The sequence below is a fragment of the Binatus soli (SeqCode) genome (genome assembly GCF_050015535.1).
Classification (GTDB): domain Bacteria; phylum Desulfobacterota; class Binatia; order Binatales; family Binataceae; genus Binatus; species Binatus soli.
Genome location: NZ_JBEKBF010000001.1, coordinates 237,800 through 258,513, shown reverse-complemented (window position 1 = coordinate 258,513; position 20,714 = coordinate 237,800). Strand labels below are relative to the sequence as shown.

The 20,714-nt window shown below is 62.9% G+C and carries 20 protein-coding genes; 11 read left to right on the top strand and 9 right to left on the bottom strand.

The genetic code is table 11. From position 1 onward, the window contains the following. Positions 1-59: 59 nt before the first annotated feature. A complete protein-coding gene (locus tag ABR989_RS01280; protein ID WP_428125224.1) occupies positions 60-2,291 on the bottom strand; it encodes an ATP-dependent helicase in 2,232 nt (743 codons plus the stop codon). 59 nt (positions 2,292-2,350) lie between these two features. Here ABR989_RS01280 and ABR989_RS01275 point away from each other — a divergent pair, with 59 nt between their 5' ends. Together ABR989_RS01275 and ABR989_RS01270 are read left to right on the top strand one after the other, a co-directional pair. Then, entirely contained in the window at positions 2,351-2,944 is a 594-nt protein-coding gene (locus tag ABR989_RS01275; RefSeq protein ID WP_428125223.1) for an SAM-dependent methyltransferase, read from the top strand. 63 nt (positions 2,945-3,007) lie between these two features. Beyond that, on the top strand, positions 3,008-3,850 hold the full coding sequence (locus ABR989_RS01270) for a bifunctional nuclease family protein (RefSeq protein ID WP_428125222.1): 843 nt from the start codon (positions 3,008-3,010) through the stop codon (positions 3,848-3,850). On the opposite strand, the gene ABR989_RS01265 is transcribed toward ABR989_RS01270, so the two are convergent. Beyond that, entirely contained in the window at positions 3,847-5,556 is a 1,710-nt protein-coding gene (locus ABR989_RS01265; RefSeq protein ID WP_428125221.1) for a DUF6178 family protein, read from the bottom strand. The genes ABR989_RS01270 and ABR989_RS01265 overlap by 4 nt on opposite strands. Before the next feature lie 129 nt (positions 5,557-5,685). On the opposite strand from ABR989_RS01265, the gene thiD reads away from it, so the two are divergent. The 4 genes from thiD (at position 5,686) to ABR989_RS01245 (ending at position 10,417) form a co-directional block, all read left to right on the top strand. Further along, positions 5,686-6,513 carry a bifunctional hydroxymethylpyrimidine kinase/phosphomethylpyrimidine kinase gene (gene thiD / locus ABR989_RS01260; RefSeq protein WP_428125220.1) on the top strand — a complete coding sequence of 276 codons (828 nt, stop codon included), beginning with the start codon at positions 5,686-5,688 and terminating at the stop codon, positions 6,511-6,513. An 80-nt stretch (positions 6,514-6,593) separates the two neighbouring features. After that, the gene (locus ABR989_RS01255; RefSeq protein WP_428125219.1) at positions 6,594-8,357 is read left to right on the top strand and encodes a radical SAM protein; all 1,764 of its coding nucleotides are present in this window, start codon (positions 6,594-6,596) and stop codon (positions 8,355-8,357) included. Between the two features lie 37 nt (positions 8,358-8,394). Beyond that, on the top strand, positions 8,395-9,081 hold the full coding sequence (locus tag ABR989_RS01250; protein WP_428125218.1) for an SH3 domain-containing protein: 687 nt from the start codon (positions 8,395-8,397) through the stop codon (positions 9,079-9,081). Between the two features lie 94 nt (positions 9,082-9,175). Beyond that, a complete protein-coding gene (locus tag ABR989_RS01245) occupies positions 9,176-10,417 on the top strand; it encodes an MFS transporter (protein ID WP_428125217.1) in 1,242 nt (413 codons plus the stop codon). Positions 10,418-10,437: 20 nt separating this feature from the next. On the opposite strand, the gene thiE is transcribed toward ABR989_RS01245, so the two are convergent. After that, a complete protein-coding gene (gene thiE / locus ABR989_RS01240; RefSeq protein WP_428125216.1) occupies positions 10,438-11,061 on the bottom strand; it encodes a thiamine phosphate synthase in 624 nt (207 codons plus the stop codon). Continuing rightward, entirely contained in the window at positions 11,058-12,581 is a 1,524-nt protein-coding gene (locus ABR989_RS01235; protein ID WP_428125215.1) for a sigma-54-dependent transcriptional regulator, read from the bottom strand. The genes thiE and ABR989_RS01235 overlap by 4 nt, the downstream gene beginning before the upstream one ends. Before the next feature lie 22 nt (positions 12,582-12,603). Here ABR989_RS01235 and ABR989_RS01230 point away from each other — a divergent pair, with 22 nt between their 5' ends. After that, positions 12,604-12,819 carry a hypothetical protein gene (locus ABR989_RS01230; RefSeq protein WP_428125214.1) on the top strand — a complete coding sequence of 72 codons (216 nt, stop codon included), beginning with the start codon at positions 12,604-12,606 and terminating at the stop codon, positions 12,817-12,819. Positions 12,820-13,207: 388 nt separating this feature from the next. Here ABR989_RS01230 and ABR989_RS01225 read toward each other — a convergent pair whose 3' ends face one another. Together ABR989_RS01225 and ABR989_RS01220 are read right to left on the bottom strand one after the other, a co-directional pair. Then, positions 13,208-13,693 (bottom strand): hypothetical protein, encoded by a 486-nt coding sequence (locus ABR989_RS01225; RefSeq protein WP_428125213.1) that lies wholly within the window; start codon positions 13,691-13,693, stop codon positions 13,208-13,210. Positions 13,694-14,041: 348 nt separating this feature from the next. Further along, entirely contained in the window at positions 14,042-15,142 is a 1,101-nt protein-coding gene (locus ABR989_RS01220; RefSeq protein WP_428125212.1) for a two-component system sensor histidine kinase NtrB, read from the bottom strand. Positions 15,143-15,390: 248 nt separating this feature from the next. On the opposite strand from ABR989_RS01220, the gene ABR989_RS01215 reads away from it, so the two are divergent. Both ABR989_RS01215 and ABR989_RS01210 read left to right on the top strand, forming a co-directional pair. Further along, positions 15,391-16,374 carry a lytic transglycosylase domain-containing protein gene (locus ABR989_RS01215; protein ID WP_428125210.1) on the top strand — a complete coding sequence of 328 codons (984 nt, stop codon included), beginning with the start codon at positions 15,391-15,393 and terminating at the stop codon, positions 16,372-16,374. Positions 16,375-16,500: 126 nt separating this feature from the next. Then, complete coding sequence (locus tag ABR989_RS01210; protein ID WP_428125209.1) at positions 16,501-17,769, top strand: molybdopterin molybdotransferase MoeA; 1,269 nt, start codon at positions 16,501-16,503, stop codon at positions 17,767-17,769. Here ABR989_RS01210 and ABR989_RS01205 read toward each other — a convergent pair. Further along, positions 17,679-17,969, bottom strand: a complete 291-nt coding sequence (locus tag ABR989_RS01205; RefSeq protein ID WP_428125208.1) for a hypothetical protein — start codon at positions 17,967-17,969, stop codon at positions 17,679-17,681. The two genes, ABR989_RS01210 and ABR989_RS01205, sit on opposite strands and share 91 nt — an antisense overlap. Positions 17,970-18,094: 125 nt before the next feature. On the opposite strand from ABR989_RS01205, the gene ispF reads away from it, so the two are divergent. Next, on the top strand, positions 18,095-18,580 hold the full coding sequence (gene ispF / locus ABR989_RS01200; protein WP_428125206.1) for a 2-C-methyl-D-erythritol 2,4-cyclodiphosphate synthase: 486 nt from the start codon (positions 18,095-18,097) through the stop codon (positions 18,578-18,580). A 76-nt stretch (positions 18,581-18,656) separates the two neighbouring features. Here ispF and ABR989_RS01195 read toward each other — a convergent pair whose 3' ends face one another. Further along, positions 18,657-19,013, bottom strand: a complete 357-nt coding sequence (locus ABR989_RS01195) for an FmdB family zinc ribbon protein (RefSeq protein ID WP_428125205.1) — start codon at positions 19,011-19,013, stop codon at positions 18,657-18,659. A gap of 82 nt (positions 19,014-19,095) precedes the next feature. Beyond that, the gene (locus ABR989_RS01190) at positions 19,096-19,869 is read right to left on the bottom strand and encodes a TatD family hydrolase (protein ID WP_428125204.1); all 774 of its coding nucleotides are present in this window, start codon (positions 19,867-19,869) and stop codon (positions 19,096-19,098) included. A 53-nt stretch (positions 19,870-19,922) separates the two neighbouring features. Between ABR989_RS01190 and ABR989_RS01185 the strand changes: the two genes are divergently transcribed. After that, positions 19,923-20,708 carry a QueT transporter family protein gene (locus ABR989_RS01185; protein WP_428125202.1) on the top strand — a complete coding sequence of 262 codons (786 nt, stop codon included), beginning with the start codon at positions 19,923-19,925 and terminating at the stop codon, positions 20,706-20,708. The last annotated feature ends 6 nt before the right edge of the window (positions 20,709-20,714 follow it).

Here is a 20,714-nt window from a genome sequence, read left to right as displayed (position 1 = left end):
GCGCGAACGATTCGGATGCAGGCGGTGTGGTCGCATTCAGTGGAATGATAGCGGCCCGATCAGTCTCCGAGCAACCGCAGGTTTGCGAACTTCAGCACCAGCAGCTTGATCCCGCCGCGCTCGAAATTAACCCACGCCTTGGCGCCATCGCCGCGTCCCTCGCGCCTTCGAACAATTCCGCGTCCGAAGGTCGGATGGATCACGCGCGAGCCGATTGAAAGGCTTCCGTTGTCGCCGCCGAGTTCCGGCTCGTCGTCCGGTAGCTGGCTGTCGGCGAAATCGACGTAGGGCTCGCGCGGCGACAGCGGGCGTATCGGCGAGGTCTCGCGAGCGGGTGCGATACGGCGAATCAGGCCGGGATCGACTTCGCGCAAGAATCGCGATTGACGCGACTCCTGGCGCACGCCGTAGATTTCGCGCGAGAGCGTGTTGGTCAGATACAGCAACTGCCGCGCGCGCGTCATGCCGACGTAGCACAGACGGCGCTCCTCCTCGACTTCCTCGTCGATGTCGGCGGAGCGGCTATGCGGAAACAGGCCTTCCTCCATCCCGGCCATGAACACGATTGGGTATTCGAGGCCCTTGGAGGTGTGCAGCGTCATCAGCGCCGCGCGTCCGCCGCTGGAATCGATCTGCTCGGTGTCGCTGACGAGTGCGACCCGTTCGAGGAACTCGGACAAACCGCCGCCGGACTTTTCGGCGTCGAAGGCGCCGGCCGCAGAGAGCATCTCGGCCAGATTTTGCCTGCGTGCCGGCGCATCGTCGAGCGTATCGAGGTAGGGCTCGAAACCGCTGCGCGCCACCACTTCCTCGACAATTCCACGAACGCTCAAATCCGGCGCACGGGCGCTGAGATCGTGCATCCACGCATAGAGCATTCCAGCCTGCTTGGCGATTCGCAGCGCGACCCTGGAGTAAGACTCGAGCCGGCCCATCGCCTCGAACGCCGGGATGCGCTCGCGCGCGGCCAGTTCGGCAATCGCCTCGAAGGACTTCGCGCCAATTCCGCGCGGCGGCGTGCCGACCATTCGTTCGAGGCTGACGGCGTCGGCTGGATTGGCGATCACGCGCAGGTAGGCAAGCAGATCCTTGACGTCGCGCTGCTCGTAAAAGCGCACGCCGCCGACGATGTAGTAGGGGATTCGCCGGCGCACGAGAGCCTCTTCGATCGCGCGCGACTGGGCGTTGACGCGGTAGAAAACTACGACGTCGGCAGCTCTGAATCCGCCCGCGCCGGTCAGCCGCGCAGTCTCCAGCGCTATAAAGTCGGCTTCGTCGCGCTCGGTGACGCCGGTGAAGTAGGTGACCGGCTCGCCGGCGCCGTTTTCGGTCCACAGGTTTTTGACCTTGCGCTCGGTGTTGTTGCGGATGACGGCGCCCGCCGCGGCAAGGATGGTTTTCGTCGAGCGGTAGTTTTGCTCGAGCTTGAAAATTTGCGCGGCCGGGTAGTCGCGCTCGAAATCGAGGATGTTGCGAATGTCGGCGCCGCGCCAGCGGTAGATGGACTGATCCTCGTCGCCGACCACGCACAGATTTCCCGATCGAGCGGCGAGCGCCTTGACGATCAAATACTGGACGCGATTGGTGTCCTGGTACTCATCGACCAGCAGATGCGCCGCGCGCCGCCGCCATTTCTCGAGGATTTCAGGAAAGCGCTCGAACAGCAGCCAGGTCTGCAATTGCAAATCGCTGAAGTCCATCGCGTTCATCTCGCGCATCCGATCCTGGTAGAGCCGGTAAATCTGCGCGATCGAGGCCTCGCGCCCAGGCTTGGCGCTCGCAAGCATTTCGTCGGGCGTGATCGCCTCGTTCTTGGCCTGCTCGATTCGTGCGCGCGCAAGTTCGAGCGGGGGCGAGTCGGCCAGCGCGGCATCGTCGAGCACGCGGCGAATCGTGGTCAGCGAATCGGCTTCGTCGAGGATCGAAAAATTGCGGTCGTAGCCCAGGAGGTGGCCTTCGTGTCGCAGGATTCGCGCGCACGCGGAATGAAACGTGCTGACCCACGGCTGTCGCGCGTAGTTATCGTCACCGAGCAGCGATATGACGCGCTCGCGCATCTCGTTGGCGGCCTTGTTGGTGAACGTCACCGCCAGCACCTCGGCGGGCGACGCCTTGCGCTCGGCCAGGATGTGGGCGATACGGTAGGTCAGCGCGCGGGTCTTGCCCGAGCCGGCGCCGGCCATGATGAGTATCGGGCCGCCGGGCGCAAGCACAGCGGCGCGCTGTTCAGGATTCAAATCGTCGAGCTTCACGGTGACCGTCGCAGCTTCAAAACTTCCGGGCGGAGCCAATCAGGATAGCGGCTCCAGCGCGTGCGGCAAAGCGAGCGGGCGTCGAGGCGGGTGAATTTGTGCCGACTTACGAACCGCACGACAAATTTTACCGCAAGGCGCGTGCGCTGGGATTGCCGTCGCGGGCGGCGTTCAAGATTGAAGAAATAATTGCGCGCAACCGGCTCCTCGCCAGGGATGCGCGAATCGTCGATTTGGGATGCGCGCCCGGCGGATGGCTGGCGATCCTCGTAGCGGCGGCGGGCGCGGGCGGACGCGTGGTCGGAGTCGATCTCGCGCAGGTCAAGAATCCGCCAGCCGGTGCGATCACCATCGTCGGTGACATCCTCGATCCAACTGTCGCCGCGCGGGTGCAGAGCGAGCTTGGCGGACGGGCCGATCTGGTGACGAGCGACCTTGCGCCGAAACTGACCGGGATCGCCGCGCGCGACGAGGCGCGTTGCCGGGAGCTGATAGATTCCGCGTTGGGCTTCGCGATAACGATGCTGAGACCGGGTGGCGCGATGGTCGTGAAGCTCTTCATGGGCGCGCAATTCAAGGACATCGTCGATTCATTCAGGCGGCATTTCGGAAATGTCGAAGTGACGCGCACCAAAGCCAGCCGCCCGGGATCTTCGGAACTGTACATCGTGGCCCGCGAGTTCCGGGGTTGAGAAGGCGGAGAAGGCGGCGCGGTGCGCTTGTCATCGAGTGCACGACGCGCGTAAGGTTTGACCATGAAGGCTGTAGGCGGAAGGCATCTATGCCTGCTGCTTATCGCAGCCGTCGTGGCGGCCTGCTCATGCGGCCGTTCGCCATTCACCAGCACGTCCACCGCCGCCGGACTTTCGCACGACGACGTCAAAGTCCAGGTCTCGCGCGTCGGCTTTGACCACGAGACGGGCTCGCATTACGTGCTCCTGCTCGACGAGACCGAGTCGCGCGAATTGCCAATCATGATCGGCGAGAACGAGGCGCAGGCAATTATGCTCGCGCTGCGCGGAATCAAGCCCGAACGGCCGTTCACGCATGATTTGATTCGGTCCATCATAGGGAAGACCGGGAATCGCGTCGATCGAATCGTGATCGCGGATATGCGCGACGAGATCTATTACGCGACAATCTCCATGGATGGCGGCCGCTACTCGATCGACAGCCGGCCCAGCGACGCGATCGCGTTGGCGATGGGCATGAACGCGCCGATCTACGTGAACAGCAAGCTCTTCGGGTCGGCGCCCACGCCGGGGCTCGGCGGCGGCGGGAAAATTCCCGCCATCGCGCGCGCGCTGGGACTGACCGTGGAGCAACTGACTCCCGATCTGGCGAGCTACTTCGGCCAGAGCGCCGGGCGTGGCGTGCTGGTGTCGGGGGTCTCTTCGTCGGCGAAGAAAGCGGGCGTCGCGCGCGGCGATATCGTAGTGAAGGTGGGAGATCGCGAGGTCAGGGCGCTCGACGATTTCAGCCGGCAAGCTGCGCAGCTCAAGAGCGGCGGCGCCGTGACGTTGACGCTGAATCGCGGCGGCTCGAACCGCACCGTCACGCTTGAAAGTTCGCCCGCCGCAGACGCGCCGAAACCCTAGCCCTGGCGCACCAGCACGCTTTCGATAAAGCGCGGATCGATCTCCCGTTCGCCGCCCAGGTTGGCGAACTCTTCTTCGAGCAGGTTCAGGCAGGAATTCAGGAAGTCGGCGGTGCGCCGTCGTGCCGCGTCGTCCAGCCGCTCGGCCAGCGCCTGATGCACCCTGGCGCGAAACTCATTGTTGAGCGTCCCGGGCTGCCCGGTCATGATCGCCGCGCGCATCGCGGTCAGCCTGCTGCCTTCGATTGGATCGATCGCGAGGCGGTTGTCCAGCGCCAGCCGCGCGAGCCCGGTCAGCACGAGTTGACTTAGGCGAATTTCCCGGGCCGCCATCTGGGCGCGGAAGTTCGGCGATGCGATATCGATCGCGAACATCGCGCGGAACAATTCGGCGGCCGAATCGACTTGATCGAGAATCGCGTAGCTCAGATGCAGATCGCGCATGCTGCTGAAATCGCGCATCGCGACCCCGCCGCCGCCGTCCAGGCCGCTGTAGAATCGCGGCTGCCGCGCCATGAAGCCGGCCAGCGCCTCCCGGTAGGGCGAGTCGAGGTACGATATCTCGCGCACCTTGACGGTCGACAGGCCGAGTTTCCTGAGCGTAGCCTCGGCGCCGGCGCGGAGATCGATCGTCAAGCTCACGCCGAGGCGAAAGAGCAGTTTCAGCGGCGTATCGCGCAGATGCTCGATCGCGCTTTGCAGGTCGCCGCCGGCCAGATGCTCGAGCGCCAGGTTCAAGTAATGATGCGTCATCTCGACCGCGACGCGCACCGCTTCCAGATCGCCGAAATCCACCGCGCGCGCAACCAGCACCTGGTTGCTGACCATCGCCATCTCGCTGCGGAGCTGGCGTTTGCCTTGCGCCGCGAATCCCGCGGTTAGCGCGGTGTTGAACAGCGAAGCATCGCCGTCGGCCATCGCGGGCGCCATCTCGGGCGCGATCACTTCGGTATCGTCGGGCAGATCGGCGCGGCTCGGCGGCTCATATTCCGCGCGAATCTTGAGAAACTGCCCGGGCTTGAGGTACGCGAACACGCTCTGCGCCTCGAAGAAGTCGGGAAAGCCCCGGTCGTTCAAGCGCGCGCGCCGGAACTGGTAGGCCTCTTCCACGAGCTCGGCTTCGACGCCCCAATAGATTTCCTCCATCAGCCCGGCGAAGTAGTTATAGTCGCGCTCGAACGCTTCTTCGATGAAGTCCGAGATGTGCTGCGAGATTGCGTCGTGGCGGATGAACTCGATCAGATAATTTTCGTCGTACTGCGCGAAGCGATTCGCAGTCGCGTCGGGCGAGGATGCCGCGTCCTCGATTCGATGCACTTTTATGTAGCCGCGCAGCAACAGCGACATCATCTCAAGGTCGAGCCCCATCAACGCGTCGGCCAGTTTGCGCCGTCCGCCGTCGGCCATCGCCTCGATCCACTCGCGCATGCGATGCACGTTGGGACGATCGCGGTTCCAGCAATCCAGATCGAACAGCGACTTGACCTGCTCGGGCATCGCGAGGCTGAGCAGATCGCCGGCGTCGGCGCTGCCGATTTCCTTGAGCGTGTAGAAAAGCGTCTCGGGTGAAAACGATTGCACCAGCCGCTCGGCCTCGGGCGCGGAGAGGATCAGGTCGCGCTTCTGGCGCGCGGGAAGGCCGTACAGGAACTCCAGCTTCTCCTGGAAGGGAAGGTTGAGAAATTCCGATTCGCCTCTTACCGCCATATCGCCCGGACCAATAGTTCCATCTCAAGGGCAAAGTATCGCGCGCTTCCACGAGGGATCAACCAAGCGCCTATCTTTCGCCTGGCCGCGCCGTTAGATAAGATTTTTACAACCTATCAGAGCCCATTCTTGGCCTCTCCCAAATCAAAACATCCGGTCGCACTGACTATCGCGGGCAGCGACCCCGGTGGCGGCGCCGGACTCCAGGCCGACGTTAAAACCTTCGCTGCGCTGGGCGTGTATGGCTACTCGGTCATCACCGAGGTGATCGCGCAGAACAGCTCGCGAATTACCGACGTCGAAAACGTATCGCCGGAGATGGTCGAGGCGCAGCTCGATACTCTTGCTCTGGAATGCGCGCCGCGCGCGGTCAAGACGGGTGCGCTGGCCAGCGCGGCGATTGTCAAGGCGGTGGCGCGCGCGATCGAGCGCCTCAAATTGCCGGCGCCGGTGGTCGATCCCGTGATCGTGTCGAGCAGCGGCGCGCTGCTGATCGGCCCAAAAGGGGAACGCGCGATTCGAAAACGCCTGATCCCCATCGCGCGCATCGTCACGCCTAATATTCCCGAGGCCGAAGTGCTGGCGCGCATTCGAATCGACTCCGAGGCGGCGATTCGCGAGGCCGCAATCAAGATCATCAAGCTCGGCGCAAGAGCGGTCGTCATCAAGGGCGGGCATCGCAAGGACGATTCGTCCGCGACGGATTTGTTTCACGACGGCCGCCGCTTCATCGAGCTCAAGGGCCCGCGAATAGCAGGCGGCGGCGCGCATGGCACAGGATGCGCGTTCTCGGCGGCGATCGCGGCGTATCTGGCGCGCGGGATGAGCCTGGAGGATGCGGTCCGCGGCGCGAAACGCTACGTCACCACGGCGCTCAGGCACAGCTTCAAATTGGGCAAGGGGCGCGCGATCCTCGATCACTTCGCGATGACGCGCCCCGACCGCATAACGATCTGAGGGCGCCTGCGCTCCTCCTCTTGAGGGCGCCATCCACCCGGCGATAGCCTGTATGATCATGTCGGTGGCAACGAAAGCGAATGTACCCGCGTAAGCGTGCACTCGAGCGCATCGCGCGCGAAAAAGTGCTCTACCAGCGCCACCCCGGCGGCGACATCTCGGTCTGCGTCATCTATCCCAACATCTACCGGCTCGGGATGGCCAACCTCGGCTTTCAGGCCGTTTTCCACATCTTCGAATCCGATCCATCCGTCGCCGCCGATCGCGCGTTCATCCCCGACGCCGACGAGCGTGACACGTTGCGCAGCGGCGGCGAGCGCCTGGTCTCTTTCGAGCGCGGCCGTCCGCTCTCTGATTTCGACATCCTCGCGTTTTCGATTTCCTTCGAGACTGACTATCTCAATGTCTTGAGCGTGCTGCGGATGGCCGGGATCCCGGCTCGTCGCGCCGACCGCGCGGGCCGCAATTTTCCGCTGATCATCGCCGGTGGCTCCGCCGTTTTTCTCAATCCCGAACCGATCGCCGATTTCATCGATCTGTTTCTGATTGGCGAGGGCGAGGAGATGGTCCCGGAGTTCATCGAGCGATGGCAAGCGACGCGCGGATCGCCGAATCAACTGCGCGAACTCGCAGCCGTCCAGGGCGCCTACCTGCCCGACTTCTACTCACCCGTTTACGACGACGCCGGCCGCCTCGCCGCGGTGAATTACAGCGGCCCCGGGGTTGCACAGGTTAATCGCCGCCTGATTCGCGACCTCAACCGCTTCCCCACCTCGTCGCTGATTCTCACCGAGGAATCCGTCTTCGGCGACATGTTCCTGGTCGAGGCGAGCCGCGGATGCCAATGGGGATGCCGCTTTTGCGCGGCCGGTTTCATGTATCGGCCGATCCGTTATCGCGCGCCTGAAACTCTAATCGCCGAGGCCGGGCGCGGTCTTGGCGAGCGCAAGGTGATCGGCCTGGTCGGCGCCGAGATGGCGAGCGTTCCCGGCGTCGCCGACATCGCATCTGCCGTCGCCGATCGCGGCGGACGGCTGTCGCCCTCGTCGCTGAAGGCCGATTGCATTTCGCCCGCGCTCGCATCGGCGTTGGCGCGCGGCGGAAATCAAAGCGTGACCGTCGCGCCGGAGGCCGGCAGCGAGCGGATGCGCAAGGTCATCAACAAGAATCTTACCGAGGCCGAGATTCTGGGCGCGGCCGATATGATGCTGGGTGAGGGCGTCGGCAACCTGAAATTTTACTTCATGATCGGCTTGCCCGAGGAGCGCGACGAAGACGTGCTCGCGATTGCCGAGCTGGTCGCCAAGGTGCTCGAGCGCGCCCGCGCGCGCCGCACCCGCATCGGCGCCGTGACCGTGTCGCTCAATCCATTTGTGCCCAAGCCGTGGACGCCATTTCAATGGGATCCGATGCAGGACGCGCGATCGATCAAGCGCAAGGTCGCGATGCTGCGCCAGCGCCTCACGAGCCTGGGGCAAGTCGAGCTCGATGCCGAGTCACCGCGCGAGGCGTATTTCCAGACCATGGTCTCGCGAGGCGATCGCCGCGTCGGCGGTATCCTCGAACGGCTGGAAGCCGCGGGATGCGAAGGTTCCGGACCCATCTGGCACGAGTTGTCGAAGATTCATCGCGAAGCCCAGGCGGGCGGCAGTGAAGCTTCATCTTTGCCCGACCCCGATTTCTTCGTTACCCGTCCTTACGCCCACGACGAGCTGCTGCCGTGGGACTTTATCGATCATCACATTCACAAATGGTTTCTGCTTGCGGAACGAAAAAAGGCGCATCATGAGCATCAGAGTCCTCCGTGCGACGTGGTCCGATGCACCGTGTGCGGAGCCTGCTAGAATAAATGCGCAAGTCGAGGAGGGGAGGAAGAGGAAGATGGTTCATCGTGATTTGCGTTCAGCGCGGATAACGGCTCTGATGGCCGCGGCGGTGGCGATGCTCGCGTGGTCGGCGCCGGCCTTCATGGCCCCAGTCGGCGAGGAAGACGTTCCCGCGACCTCGATTGTCCCGGCCGGCGGCGAAGGCGCGCCCTCGTCCGTCAATCCTCCATCCTCGGCGGGGACTCCGTCGGCTCCCGCCGCAGCCGGGATGCCCTACCTTCCCGCGCCGACACCAAAACCCCCTTCGCACCGCGCGTCGATTAAAAGTAAAAACAGCGTCCGCGAACCGGAAGTCGAATTCGCGCAGGCTCGGCTGAAATTGCTTCAGAGCGTGCCGGTCTATTCCGCGCCCGCGAAAAGCAGCAAGCATATCGCGCAGGTGTCGCAGGACAATTTCGTGATCGTGACTGGTTCCACTCACTATTATCTGCAGGTGAAGCTCAAGACCGGACAGACCGGATACATCGATCCGTCGGCGGTTGAACTCGTTAAGCCGGCCGACAAGCTGTTCGTGCTCACCCACGACGCCGGTGTGCTCGAAAAGCCGAATCGATGGGCCAAAAAACTCGCCGACGTTCACCGGGGCCGCAATGTTCACGTCGTCGGCCTCGCGCTGAACTACATGAAAATCCGGATGAAGAGCGGGCTGGAAGGCTTCATCCCGATTACCGCGCTCGAATAGTCGCCAACGCCATCGCCGGCGCGCGTCGATCGGGTCTTTCGCGCTCGACGCTCGTCGGTCGTGTCGCTATAAGTCTCCACTCGGGGAGTCTTAGATGACGGATCGAGAACGACAGGGTTGGATCATCGTCGCGAGCCTCTTCGTTACGCTGGTGTTCGTTTTCGGCTCCGGCTACAACACCGGCGGCCTGTTCTTTCCGCATCTGCTGAAATATTTCGGATGGAAGCGCGCACAACTCTCCACCCTCCAGGGCGCCGCGCTGCCGCTGTCCGCAGGGCTTAGCGCTCCGTTGGTCGGATGGCTGCTCGATCGCGTCGAGGCGCGGGTCGTGATGGTTGCCGGCGCAATCATGACCGGCGTCGCTTTTCTCATCGCCAGCCGCGTCGATTCATTCGGTCCGCTGTTCGGCGCCTACGTCCTGCTTGGCGTCGGCATCGGCGCATCGACGTTGCTGCCGTGCTCGCTTGTGATCGCCAACTGGTTCGGTGCGCGGCGCGGGCTTGCGATGGGCCTGGCGTTTGCGGGCACCTCGCTCGGCGGCGCTGCGATGACGATGGTTGGGAACTTCGCGATCGTGCGCGGCGGATGGCGCGCCGGCTACGTCGCGCTGGCGATTCCGATATTCGTCATCGTGGTCCCGTTGATAATCATCGTCGTCAGGACCCGCCCGCCGCAGGCCGATGGCGTCAGCGTCGCGCAGGCCCGCGACGCGTTGCCGGGATTCGAGCTGCGCGAAGCGTTCCGCGCGCGCTCGTTCTGGATGATTTCCGCGGCGCAGTTCTTTTTCGCCGCCGTCGCGGCTGGCGCGACTTTGCATCTGATCACCTATCTCACCGAACTCGGCTACACGCCGTCATTCGCGGCCGGCATGATGAGCCTGGGGTTCGTGTTCGCGGCCTTCGGCAAGCTCGGGATGGGTCTGTTTGCCGATCGCGTGAGCGCAAGAATCGCGCTGACGTTCAACTTTCTTGCCGCTGGCTTCGGGATGATTTTGATATTCGGCGCGGCGCGAACCGCCGTGCTGATTCCGTTCGTGCTGATTTTCGGACTGTCGCTCGGCGCGCCGTTGGTGCTGATTCCGATGCTGGTGGCGGAGTCGCTCGGGCTCAAGCGCTTCGGCTCGATCGGCGGTATCGCAGGCGTCTTCAACACGATCGGCGCGTTCGTCGGCCCGGTCGGCGCGGGAAAGATTTACGATCTGAGCGGCAGCTATGTGCCCGCCTTCGAAGTGTTCGTCGTGATGTGCATCCTGGGCGCCGCGGTAGCATATTCGTGCCGACCGCTCGAGTCGGAGCAGGCCCGCCAGACCCCCGCCCCCCTCCCCGAGACGGCATAGCCGATTCGGAAAACTTTGTGCTAATCGCGTGCGAGCGCGAGGATCGAGCGGACTTTGGCGCCGATGTCCGGCGCGTTCACTACGTCGGTGATGATTGCCACGGCGTCTGCGCCGGCCGCGAGAGTTTCCGCTACCCGCGCTTCGGTGATCCCGCCAATCGCGACGATTGGAATCCTTACGGCGGCGCGTATCGCACGAAGATTGTCGAGGCCCATCCCCGTGGCGATGTTCTTCAGTCCACCGGAATACATCGGTCCGAATCCGATGTAGTCCGCGCCGCCATTTTCAGCCGCGCGCGCCTGCTCGACGGTGTGGGTCGAAATTCCAATTATTTTGTTTTCGTTGGGACCGGCGATCCGCCGCGCCGCCTCGAGTGGGAGATCCTCCTGCCCAAGATGCACTCCGTGCGCATCGGCGAGAATTGCTATATCGACTCGGTCGTTGACGATCAGAATCGCACCGCGCTTCCGGCACAGCTCGGCAATCGCGCGTGCGGCGGCCAGGAACTCGCGGCCGGGCGCATCCTTGAGCCGCAGCTGCATGATTCGCGCGCCGGCGTCGAGGATAGTCTCCGCCATCGAGACCGGCTCGTGTCCGCCGGCCGGATCGATCATCGCGTAAAAATGCGAGGGCAGCCGCGTCATCCGGGCGGAAATTTGGTCAGTACGATCTTGTGGTCGGTGATCTTCTTGCGCAGCGTGTTGCGATTCAGCCCCAGCATCCGCGCCGCCCGCACCTGATTGCCGCCGGCGCGCTTGAGCGCGAGTTCGACAAGCGGACGCTCGATTTCGGCCACCAGCCGATGGTAGAGGTCGCGCGGTTCCTCGCCGCCGGGCGAATCGAACCATCCTGCGATGCGTCCCGAGATGATGTCGCCGAGCGGGGCGCCGTCGGCGGCCGCGGCTGCTCCAGCGCCCGCGCCGCCCGGGCGCGTGAGCTCGATATCGTCGGCGCGAATCGTAGTGCCCGGCGCGAGCAGCGCCGCGCGCATCACGGCATTTTCGAGTTCGCGCACGTTACCCGGCCAATCGGCGGACTCCAGTTTGGCGCGCGCTTCGGGGCTGATGGTGGTGGCGCGCGCGCCCATCTCCTGGGCCGCCTTGGAGACGAAATAATCGGTCATCTCCGCAATATCCTCGCGCCGCTCGCGCAGCGCAGGCATCTGAATCGGAATCACCCGCAGCCGAAAGTACAGGTCCTCGCGGAATTTCCGCGCGGCAACCAGGGTCTCGAGGTTCTGGTTGGTTGCGGCGATTACGCGCGCCTTGAGCTTGAGCGTCTCGGCGCTGCCGACCCGGTTGAACTCCCGCTCCTGCAGCACGCGCAGCAGCTTGGGCTGCAATTCGACCGGCAGGTCGCCGATTTCGTCGAGGAAGATTGTGCCGCTGTCGGCCATCTCGAATTTGCCGGCGCGCCGCTCGGACGCGCCGGTGAATGAGCCGCGTTCGTGTCCGAACAGTTCACTCTCGAGCAGACCGTGCGGGATGGCGGAGCAGTTGACGGCGACGAACGGCGAGCGCCAGCGCGCCGATTTGAAATGAATCGCGCGCGCCACCAGCTCCTTGCCGGTGCCGCTCTCGCCGCTGAGCAAAACGGTCGCGTCATTGGTGACGACACGCCCGATCAGCTTGTAAACCTCCTGCATCGCAGCGCTGCGGCCGATTATCTCGCCACCGACCAGCTGGCGATTCACCTGGTCTTTCAGGCGGTTGAGATCCGCGGCCTGCGCGCCGACTTCGACCGCCCGCTTCACGGCCGCCGCGACCAGATCGAGATTGGCGAACGGCTTGGTCAGGTAATCGTGAGCGCCGCGCTTCATCGCCTCGACGGCGTTGTTCATCGTGCTCGCCGCGGTGATCACGATGATCAGCGTGCGGACGGCTTCGGCGTGCGCCGCCGACAATACGTCGAGTCCGCCGGTGCCCGGCATGATGATGTCGAGCAATGCAACGTCGAATCGATTGCTGCGCAGCGCCGCAAGCGCGGCCGAGCTGTCTACAGCCTCTTCGACGCGATGGCCGTCGGCTTCGAGGCGATGGCGCAATACGAGGCGAATTGCGGGATCGTCGTCGGCGATCAGAATCGCCGCGCCGACGCCGGGATCCTTCAGACGTTCGGCGAAGTTCTGGTTCGATGCGCTTGCGCCCATGGTTGTCATGCTCATGAGCTAGAATGGTAACAGTAAGTTGGATCTTATCGCCAATGGCCTGAGAGTCGCCCAAAATTTAAGCATTACGCCGCTGTTACGAGTGGGGTGGCGCAATCTTGACTCGGTCGATTTGCAGGAAAAGGGGGAAATACACAATCCATTGTGGTTTTGGGACGGCAACGCTCTATGGATAGTTTCGTTCCGTCAAAAAAATATTTTGCCGGAAGCGAGTGTGTCGCTGTCCCCATGGTGAGTCCTCGCGCGGCTTTTTGCGGCGAGCGCGAGCGTGCAGCATCGTGGCTGTTGACCATAACGTGATCGGGTAGCACGGCGAGCGATCCGGCGTAAGGCTGAACAGTTCAGCCGTTGCGGCGGGTACGCAGTGTTTGCCGTTGCGACGGCAGCCGTCGCGACGGCAGCGCAGTGTTGGCCCGCTGCGGCGGGCACGCAGTGTTTGCCCGCTGCGGCGGGCACACAGTGCTGGCAGCGCTGCGGCCTCGCGATGATTTCGAGGTCGCCAGTTCGGCTATCTGGTGCTCGGAAAGGATTCGGCGCTCGATGCGCGTCGGTCACGGCGAGATGTCGCGCGGCAGGGCGCGCTCGGTCTCCGCTGTGCCCGAAATTGTGCCCAAAAGGTCGCGTCAGCCCGTGATCTTCTCCCACCGCTCCGCAAAGTCCTTGACTTCCTCCGCGCTCACGCTGGTGCCGTAGTAATCCCCCTTCCCACCCTTCCCCTTCCAATAGGGAACATTGTCTTCATCGATGGTTACCTTGCCCCGCCCCAGTGGGTCAGCGAGTTTTTTTTGTACCCACTTGCCCCAATCTTCACAGTTGAGAACGTAGAAATCGGGCCTTTCGGTCGGGCTTTTTCGCTGAATATCAACGAACACTAGGAATCTGTTTTTCTCTTTCGGGGACAGTCCTTTAACGCCCGGCCAGACCTGGGTCTGCTTGGCTTTGACTTCGACCGCGGCGTATTTGCCGTTGGGGTATGCGACGAGCAAGTCCACCTTCTTTCGGTTACCGAGGGTAAGTTGAGCGTACAAACCTCTCCTACACAGCTCGCTCGCAGCTGCGTATTCCCCTGCCAGCCCGACTAGCTCTTTTGGTTCGCGTCCATCATCCATCAGCTCCACTCCTTTTGGTCCTTCCGCAGAGCTCTGACAGTCTTACGGGTTCGTATAGTTCCGCTTCGACCATTTGCCTCAGTTATCAAACTGCTGCGCGACCGACAAACGGCGGACATAAACGATCAGCGCCGTCGTCGGGAGAAAAAGTGTCTTTTTGTGTCGGAGGCGAGCAAATCCGAGACGATGCGAGGGCTTCCCGATTTGGGAAACCCTTTTTCAGTTGCCCGACTTTTTCAGTTGCCTGACCGCGCGCCGATGGCGCGCGGGAGAGATGGCGCGCCGGGGAGATGTCGCACCGATGCCGTTACATTCCCCCGACCACCTTAGCAATGTGGTGCCGATTTCTCATTGCGGGCGTTTCTCCGGCGGCATGATTGGGAGCGTCACCTTGAACGTCATCCCATCCTTGGATGCGCCCGCGCCCTTGACTTCGACGCCCCCGCGCTGCGCCCACAGCCTGCCGCCGTGAAGCGCAATAATTCGATGGCATAGCACGAGACCCAGGCCGGTTCCGGCAGGCTTGGTGGTGAAGAACGGGGTAAACAGTTGCGCGAGCTGATCCTCGGGGATGCCGGCGCCGCTGTCGCTGACCTCGACCCGCAGGAACTGGCGGCGCCGCCCCTCGGCCGTCATCGTGAACTCCCGTTCGATTCGCGTATGCAGTCGAATCGTGCCCGACGAACCGATCGATTCCGCCGCGTTCTTGATCAAATTCAGGAACGTTCGTTCCAATGCGCCCGCGTCGCCAACCACGTCGGGCAGGCTGGGATCGAAATCCTGGAGCACCACGACACCGTCGGGCGGCTGCGGGAACAACCCCGCCATCCTCAGCGCCTGGTGCAGCACCATGTGTATGTTGACCGGCTCCTGCTCCAGGCGTTGCGGCCCGCTGACCATCAGCACCTGCTCGACGAGCGAAGCGATCCGATTGACCCCATCGAGAATCACGCTGCAGTACTGCTGCGCGCGCCCGTCATCGGGAAACATCCCGGCCATCAGCTCGGCGGCACCCTTGATGCCCGTCAGCGGGTTCCTGACCTCATGGGCCAGACCGGCCGGCGAAAGTTGCAGGCTCAAGTCGCCGGTGGTCCCTGCCTCGGCGGCGCCTTTTTCGTGAGACAGGTCGTGAAGCAGGATAATGACCCCCCCGGGTTGTCCCTCGGCGTTCAGCAGGGGGGATACTTCGGCGCGAATCGTCAGTTCCCGAGGCCCCGCGGTCAGAACCGTCTCCATGTCTCCAAAGTCCTGACCGCTGTCGAGGCACGCACTGACCATGCGGTCCAACCAGTCGTTCTGGCGGATGAGGTCGGCCACTGTCGCGGCGCTCACCTGGGAAACCCCGAGCATCGTCTTAGCGGCAGGATTTACTGCCTGGGGCTCCATCGCGGGCGAGAGCACGATGATCGCATCGGTCAGGCTATCGATAATGTCGTGCCAGAGACTCAAATTTACTCCCGGTCAGTCGCTATCAGAATCGTTCCGGTTATCAACCGTAACACAACGGACTTAACCGGCTAAACATTAGACGTGGCGAATATATTCCTGCGTCTGAGCGCCAAGATTCGTGAGCATTTCCAAGCATAATTAAAAAACCGCTTCTCAAGGATTAGGCTTTTTAATAGTTTGTCCACTGCCGATCGGTTGATCTTGGTCGTATCGGTCGGTACCGTTGGGGTCAATCTTGTCGGGGGAGAATGATTAGAACGAAGTCTATCTATCGAGTGTTTGTTGCCCTGATGGTGGCCTTGATTGTCGCTGGATGGGCACCCACTCGTGCACTCGCCGACGAATTTGACGGGTCCGAGGCTCCGCCAGGGGTGTACACCCCACCTCCGAGCCTGGTCGGACAAAGCACCGGTTTTGAACTCGAGACTCCTGCGGAAGCCGGCGCCCAGCCGATTGCGTCGCCGTACGTGCTTCCGCTGCCTGAGGCGGTTCCGCCGTTCCCGATTCTCCTTAATCGGTCAGTTCGTCGCTATGTCTCGGATTTTCTGAATTCTCCCGACCATCTGCAGGATACCTTCGACCGCAGCCACCCCTACCTGCCTGATATGGTCCGGGTACTGAGAAGCTATGGCCTTCCCGACGACTTGGTGTACCTGGCTTTCGCTGAAAGCGAATTTTCCAAGCGCGGCAGGGGTCCGTGGCAGTTCAATTACGACACCGCCAAGCGCTTCGGCCTCCATATCGACCGCTACGTCGATGAGCGCCGCGACCCCGTAATGTCCACCAGGGCGGCGGCTGAGTATCTGGCGACCTTGCACGACGAGGCCGGTGACGATTGGCCGATGACGCTGGTCGCGTGGAACAACGGCGATAAGGCGATCGATCGTTATTGGTCGTTGCGCGGCCCCAACATCGAAAAGTTCGGCAACCGGCTGCCGCGGCGAACCCGTGGGCTGCTGGGACGTTTCATGGCCGTCGCGTATATCGCGCATCATGCCGATAGCTACGGAATCACCCCCGTCAAGCTCGACGATCCGCCGGCGTATCAGATGCTGCCGGTTCGCGGCGGCACTCCTCTGAGCCGGGTCGCCCTCAATCACGGGACGACCCTCCAGCGCCTGCATGAGCTCAACCCGGCCTTGCTGCGCGACGTCATTCCTCCCTACGAGCAGTCGTACAGCGTCCGCGTTCCCGTGGATACCCACGCCAGCGCGGAGCACGTCGAATTCTAGTTTTTCAGGCTCTGTTCGCTCCTTGCTCCAGACGGGCATTGGCCGGTCGCCGGTTCATTGCTCTAAAGCGGCATTGGCCGGTCGCCGGTTCATTCGTGACCCGAAGCGGCGTATCCTTTTTTCCGCATGATTAGCGCCGACCAGGCCCTGCAAATCGTACTCGAAAATGTAGCTCCGCTCGGCGTCGAGCGGATTCCAATCGTCGAGGCGGCTCGCCGCGTGCTCGCCCAGGATATCAGCTCGCCGCGCGACATCCCCGGCTTCGACAACTCCGCGATGGACGGTTACGCAGTGCGCGCCGCCGATCTTGCCAAGGCGTCGGAGGCCAGCCCCGTCAAGCTGACCGTCGTCGAGACCGTGGGCGCCGGCAAGATGCCGACCCGCCGCGTCAGCGCGGGCGAGGCGGCTCGCACGATGACCGGCGCGCCGATCGCCGAGGGCGCAGACGCGATCGTTCCGGTCGAACGGACGCGCGGCAGCGGCGCTGTGGTCGAGTTTCTCGTCCCCGTCGAGAAAGGCGCTTCCATCCGGCCGCGCGGCGAGGATTTGCGTCTCGGCGATCTCGTAATGTCGGCGGGCAAGACGCTTAAGCCGGCGGATCTTGGGATGCTGGCGTCGGTGAATCGCGCGATGGTCGAAGTCATTCGCCGCCCGCGCGTCGCGATCGTTGCTACCGGCGACGAACTCGTGGACGTCGATCAATCGCCGGTCGGCGCGCAGGTTGTCAATTCGAGCGCGTACGCGCTTGCCGGCGCGATTCGCGAGGCCGGCGCCGAGGCCGTCATCCTCAAAGTGGCGCGCGACGACGCGCGCGAGATTCGCGAGCGGCTGGCCGAGGCCATGACCTTCGACGTGGTGCTATCGACCGGCGGCGTCTCGGTGGGCCAGTTCGATCACGTCGCAGGTGCGCTCGACGAACTCGGGATGCGCCAGCTTTTTCACGGCGTCGCGCAAAGACCGGGGCGTCCGCTCAAATTCGGCGCCGTCGGCTACCGCCCGATATTCGGCCTGCCGGGCAATCCCGTTTCCACTCTGGTCTGCTTCTACCTGTATGCGCGCCCCGCGATCCTCAAGATGAGTGGGATGCGGCGCGTCGGTCTGCCGCGCATCCGAGCGCGATGCGCCGTCGATATCACGGTCGGCAAGGACGTCACCGAGTTTGTGCGAGTTAAAATCGAGCGCGACGCTCGAGGCTGGCTCGCAACTCCCACCGGCAGCCAGGGCTCGGGGATTTTAAGCTCGCTCTCGCGCGCTGACGGTTTGCTCGTCGGCCCGTCAACCGAAACTCTGTTAAAGGCCGGCGCTCAGGCGACCGTGCTGCTCTTGGGGGCTGGCGGCGACGGCGGCGCGGTTGCGGCCGATGAACTCTTCGAGGGTGACCGCCATAGCCAATGAATCACCATCGTCGCGACGGCCCCGAAAATCGCGGCGCCGATTATCACCGCCGAGAGCCTGACCTGGAGTTTCAGTATGTTGAAAGGCAGCAGGTAAAACGTGACCATCTCCATCTGAAAGTTTGCGTAAATGACGAACGCCACCCACAGGACCACGATCGTGCCGATGATGAATTTAGGGTTCTTGGCAAATGCGGGCATCGCGGGCGATCCTCCTGACGGGGCGATGGGAAAAGCTTGGCGGCTGAAATAGCGATTGTCAACGCAGCCGGGCGCAGTGCAAATGATGCGCTCGTCGGAGTCATCCCCGCGCGAGGGTTAGAGCAATGGCGACGCGTTATCGCATAGGCAACGGATTCGATTTTCATCGGCTCGAAGCGGGCCGCCGGCTCGTGCTGGGCGGCGTCGAAATCAAGCACGACAAGGGACTCCGCGGCCATTCGGACGCCGACGTCGCGGCGCATGCGCTCGCCAACGCGATCCTCGGCGCGATCGGCGCGGGCGACCTTGGCCGGCATTTTCCCGACAGCGATCCGCGCTACAAAGACGCCGACTCGATCGCGCTGCTGGCTGCCGTCTGGAAGCTCGCGCTCGATCTCGGATGGCGGCTGGGCAACGCCGACCTGACGATTTTCGCCGAAGCGCCGAAGCTGAAGCCGTATCTCGATGCGATGCGCGAGCGGCTCGCCACCGCACTCGGCGCGGATCGATCGCGCGTCAACGTGAAAGCGTCGAGCCCCGAGGGAATCGGCGCGCTAGGCCGCGGCGACGGGATGGCAGCGGCGGCGATTGTGATGCTCGAAGCGGACTAATGGTAAGCAGGCGGTCATCAAACGAACGACGATCCTGAAATCGACGAGAATCCAGAGCTTAATGAATGGAGGGTAATTACAGGTCATCCTCGCCCGATCCGTCATCGCCCAAATCACCACCGCTCTCCAATTCCTCGACCGCTTCGTCGAATTCCGGGCCGTTGAACTCGTCGCCCATCTCCTTGCCCATCCGCTTCATCATCCGCGCGACGCTCTTGGGATCGTTCTCGTCGATGTCGCCCATCTTCGACGGATCGGCGAGCGACTCCATTCGCGATTCCTCGCTGCGCGGCATCGCGAATCGCGACATCAGGCGGCGCATTTTCTTTCCGCCGCAATGCGCGCAAACCGCGTCAACCTTTTCGCTGACGCGCGTGGTCAGGACGCTGGTCGTCCGGCGGCACTTCTCGCAACGATATTCGTAGATCGGCATAGGGACGGTATTGTATCTGCTGCCAACGCAGATTTCACGGACAATTAATTCCTCGATCCCGGTGAATGCGCAAAAACGGTGGTTACTCTCTGATTCGAAACAGCGCGCGCGCGTTGGCCGTCGTCAATCCGGCGATTTCCTCGAACGTAGTGCACCGCAGATGCGCAATCGCGGCGACCACATCCTTGATCATCGCTGGTTCGGTCAACCGCCCCGCGAACTGGCCGCCGTACGGCCACGGTCCGTCGGTCTCGGCAAGTATCCTGTTCGAAGGCAACATCCGGGCGAGATCGCGATCGCGCTCCCGGTAGGCGACCTCGGGGGTCAGCGAAATAAAGTATCCGGCGTTGATGATCGCGCGCGTGGTCTGTTCGTCGGACTTATGCCAATGAAAGACCGCGCGCGTCACTCCAGCCTCGCCAATTATCGCGAGCGCCTCGGCGGCGCATCGGTGCGGCGCATGCAGTATCAGCGCCAGATCCATCGCGGCGGCGGCTTTCGCAAAGCGTGCGAGCATCAGTTTCGCAGCGTCCCGCACGCCCGCATCTCCCGCGCCTGGGCCGTACCATGGCAGTCCGACTTCGCCGACGGCGCAAATCGAGTCGCGCTCACGCGCGATCGTTTCGAGCGCCTCGAGCGCGTCATGTTCGCTATGTTCAAACTGCTCGGGATGAAATCCTAATGCCGGGAAAATGACACCCGGATATTTCCTTGCTAGTTCGAGCACTCTGCGATTCGACGCGGGCCCAACCCCCGGCACGACCATCGCCGATACTCCCGCATCCAGCGCCCGCTTGATTGCGCCGGAAGGGTCGGGATACTGGTCAGCGTCGAGATGAACGTGGCTGTCGATCATTTCATTCGTATAGCAGGCATGCGCCGCGCGCGCATCGTATCGCGCGTGCCGCGATGAGCGATCTTCGCCTGATGTGGCGCAACACGCGGATGGTCGTGCTATGCGCGATCTCGGCGGCCCTCTACGCAGCGGTGTTGGTGCCGTTCAAGGTCGTCCCGCTGATTCCCGGCGTCACCGAACTTCGCCCCGCCAACGCGATTCCAGTTGTCTGCTCGTTCCTGTTCGGTCCCGCGGCCGCCTGGGGTTCGGCGATCGGAAACATGATTGGCGATTTTTTCGGCGGCGTGTCGCCGGGCGATATTTTCGGATTCTTCGCGAACCTGGCCTACGGGTGGATTCCGTACAAAGTCTGGGAATTGATCGGCCGCGGCCAAAGTCCTATCAGCCGCTCGCCGCTTGGAATTCTCAAGTATGTCATCGCATGCCTGGCCGCGAGCGTGCTGTGCGCCGACCTGGTCGGATGGGCTGACAACGTGCTCGTCATCAGGCCGTTCGCGATGCTCGGCAACGTGATCATCTTCAACAATATGGTGTCTGCCCTCGTGCTCTCGCCGTTCATCCTCGCGGCGGTCTATCCGCGGGTCAAAAAGGGCCGGATGCTTTACACGGACGTGATGCCGGAGGTGAAACTGAAGCCGGTGGGAATTCGAGCCTCCGGTTTCGCGCTGCTGATAGCGGGCGAAGGCGGCGCCTGGATTTTTGGGAATTTGCTTTCGACCGGGTATTGGGCGCCGAAGTTTCTGCCCGCGTGGATGATTGTCGCCCCGTACGACAAGCCGGTCTTGATAATCGTCGGCCCGTTTATCCTGTTGGCGTTCGCGGGCCTGTTCATGATGTGAAAATCG

Excerpts from the sequence above, each read along its gene's own strand:
- ABR989_RS01270 (WP_428125222.1), top strand. The coding sequence starts at position 3,008 with ATGAAGGCTGTAGGCGGAAGGCATCTATGCCTGCTGCTTATCGCAGCC.
- ABR989_RS01265 (WP_428125221.1), bottom strand. The coding sequence starts at position 5,556 with ATGGCGGTAAGAGGCGAATCGGAATTTCTCAACCTTCCCTTCCAGGAG.
- ABR989_RS01255 (WP_428125219.1), top strand. The coding sequence starts at position 6,594 with ATGTACCCGCGTAAGCGTGCACTCGAGCGCATCGCGCGCGAAAAAGTG.
- ABR989_RS01250 (WP_428125218.1), top strand. The coding sequence starts at position 8,395 with ATGGTTCATCGTGATTTGCGTTCAGCGCGGATAACGGCTCTGATGGCC.
- ABR989_RS01245 (WP_428125217.1), top strand. The coding sequence starts at position 9,176 with ATGACGGATCGAGAACGACAGGGTTGGATCATCGTCGCGAGCCTCTTC.
- thiE (WP_428125216.1), bottom strand. The coding sequence starts at position 11,061 with ATGACGCGGCTGCCCTCGCATTTTTACGCGATGATCGATCCGGCCGGC.
- ABR989_RS01235 (WP_428125215.1), bottom strand. The coding sequence starts at position 12,581 with ATGAGCATGACAACCATGGGCGCAAGCGCATCGAACCAGAACTTCGCC.
- ABR989_RS01225 (WP_428125213.1), bottom strand. The coding sequence starts at position 13,693 with ATGGATGATGGACGCGAACCAAAAGAGCTAGTCGGGCTGGCAGGGGAA.
- ABR989_RS01215 (WP_428125210.1), top strand. The coding sequence starts at position 15,391 with ATGATTAGAACGAAGTCTATCTATCGAGTGTTTGTTGCCCTGATGGTG.
- ABR989_RS01210 (WP_428125209.1), top strand. The coding sequence starts at position 16,501 with ATGATTAGCGCCGACCAGGCCCTGCAAATCGTACTCGAAAATGTAGCT.
- ABR989_RS01205 (WP_428125208.1), bottom strand. The coding sequence starts at position 17,969 with ATGCCCGCATTTGCCAAGAACCCTAAATTCATCATCGGCACGATCGTG.
- ispF (WP_428125206.1), top strand. The coding sequence starts at position 18,095 with ATGGCGACGCGTTATCGCATAGGCAACGGATTCGATTTTCATCGGCTC.
- ABR989_RS01195 (WP_428125205.1), bottom strand. The coding sequence starts at position 19,013 with ATGCCGATCTACGAATATCGTTGCGAGAAGTGCCGCCGGACGACCAGC.
- ABR989_RS01190 (WP_428125204.1), bottom strand. The coding sequence starts at position 19,869 with ATGATCGACAGCCACGTTCATCTCGACGCTGACCAGTATCCCGACCCT.
- ABR989_RS01185 (WP_428125202.1), top strand. The coding sequence starts at position 19,923 with ATGAGCGATCTTCGCCTGATGTGGCGCAACACGCGGATGGTCGTGCTA.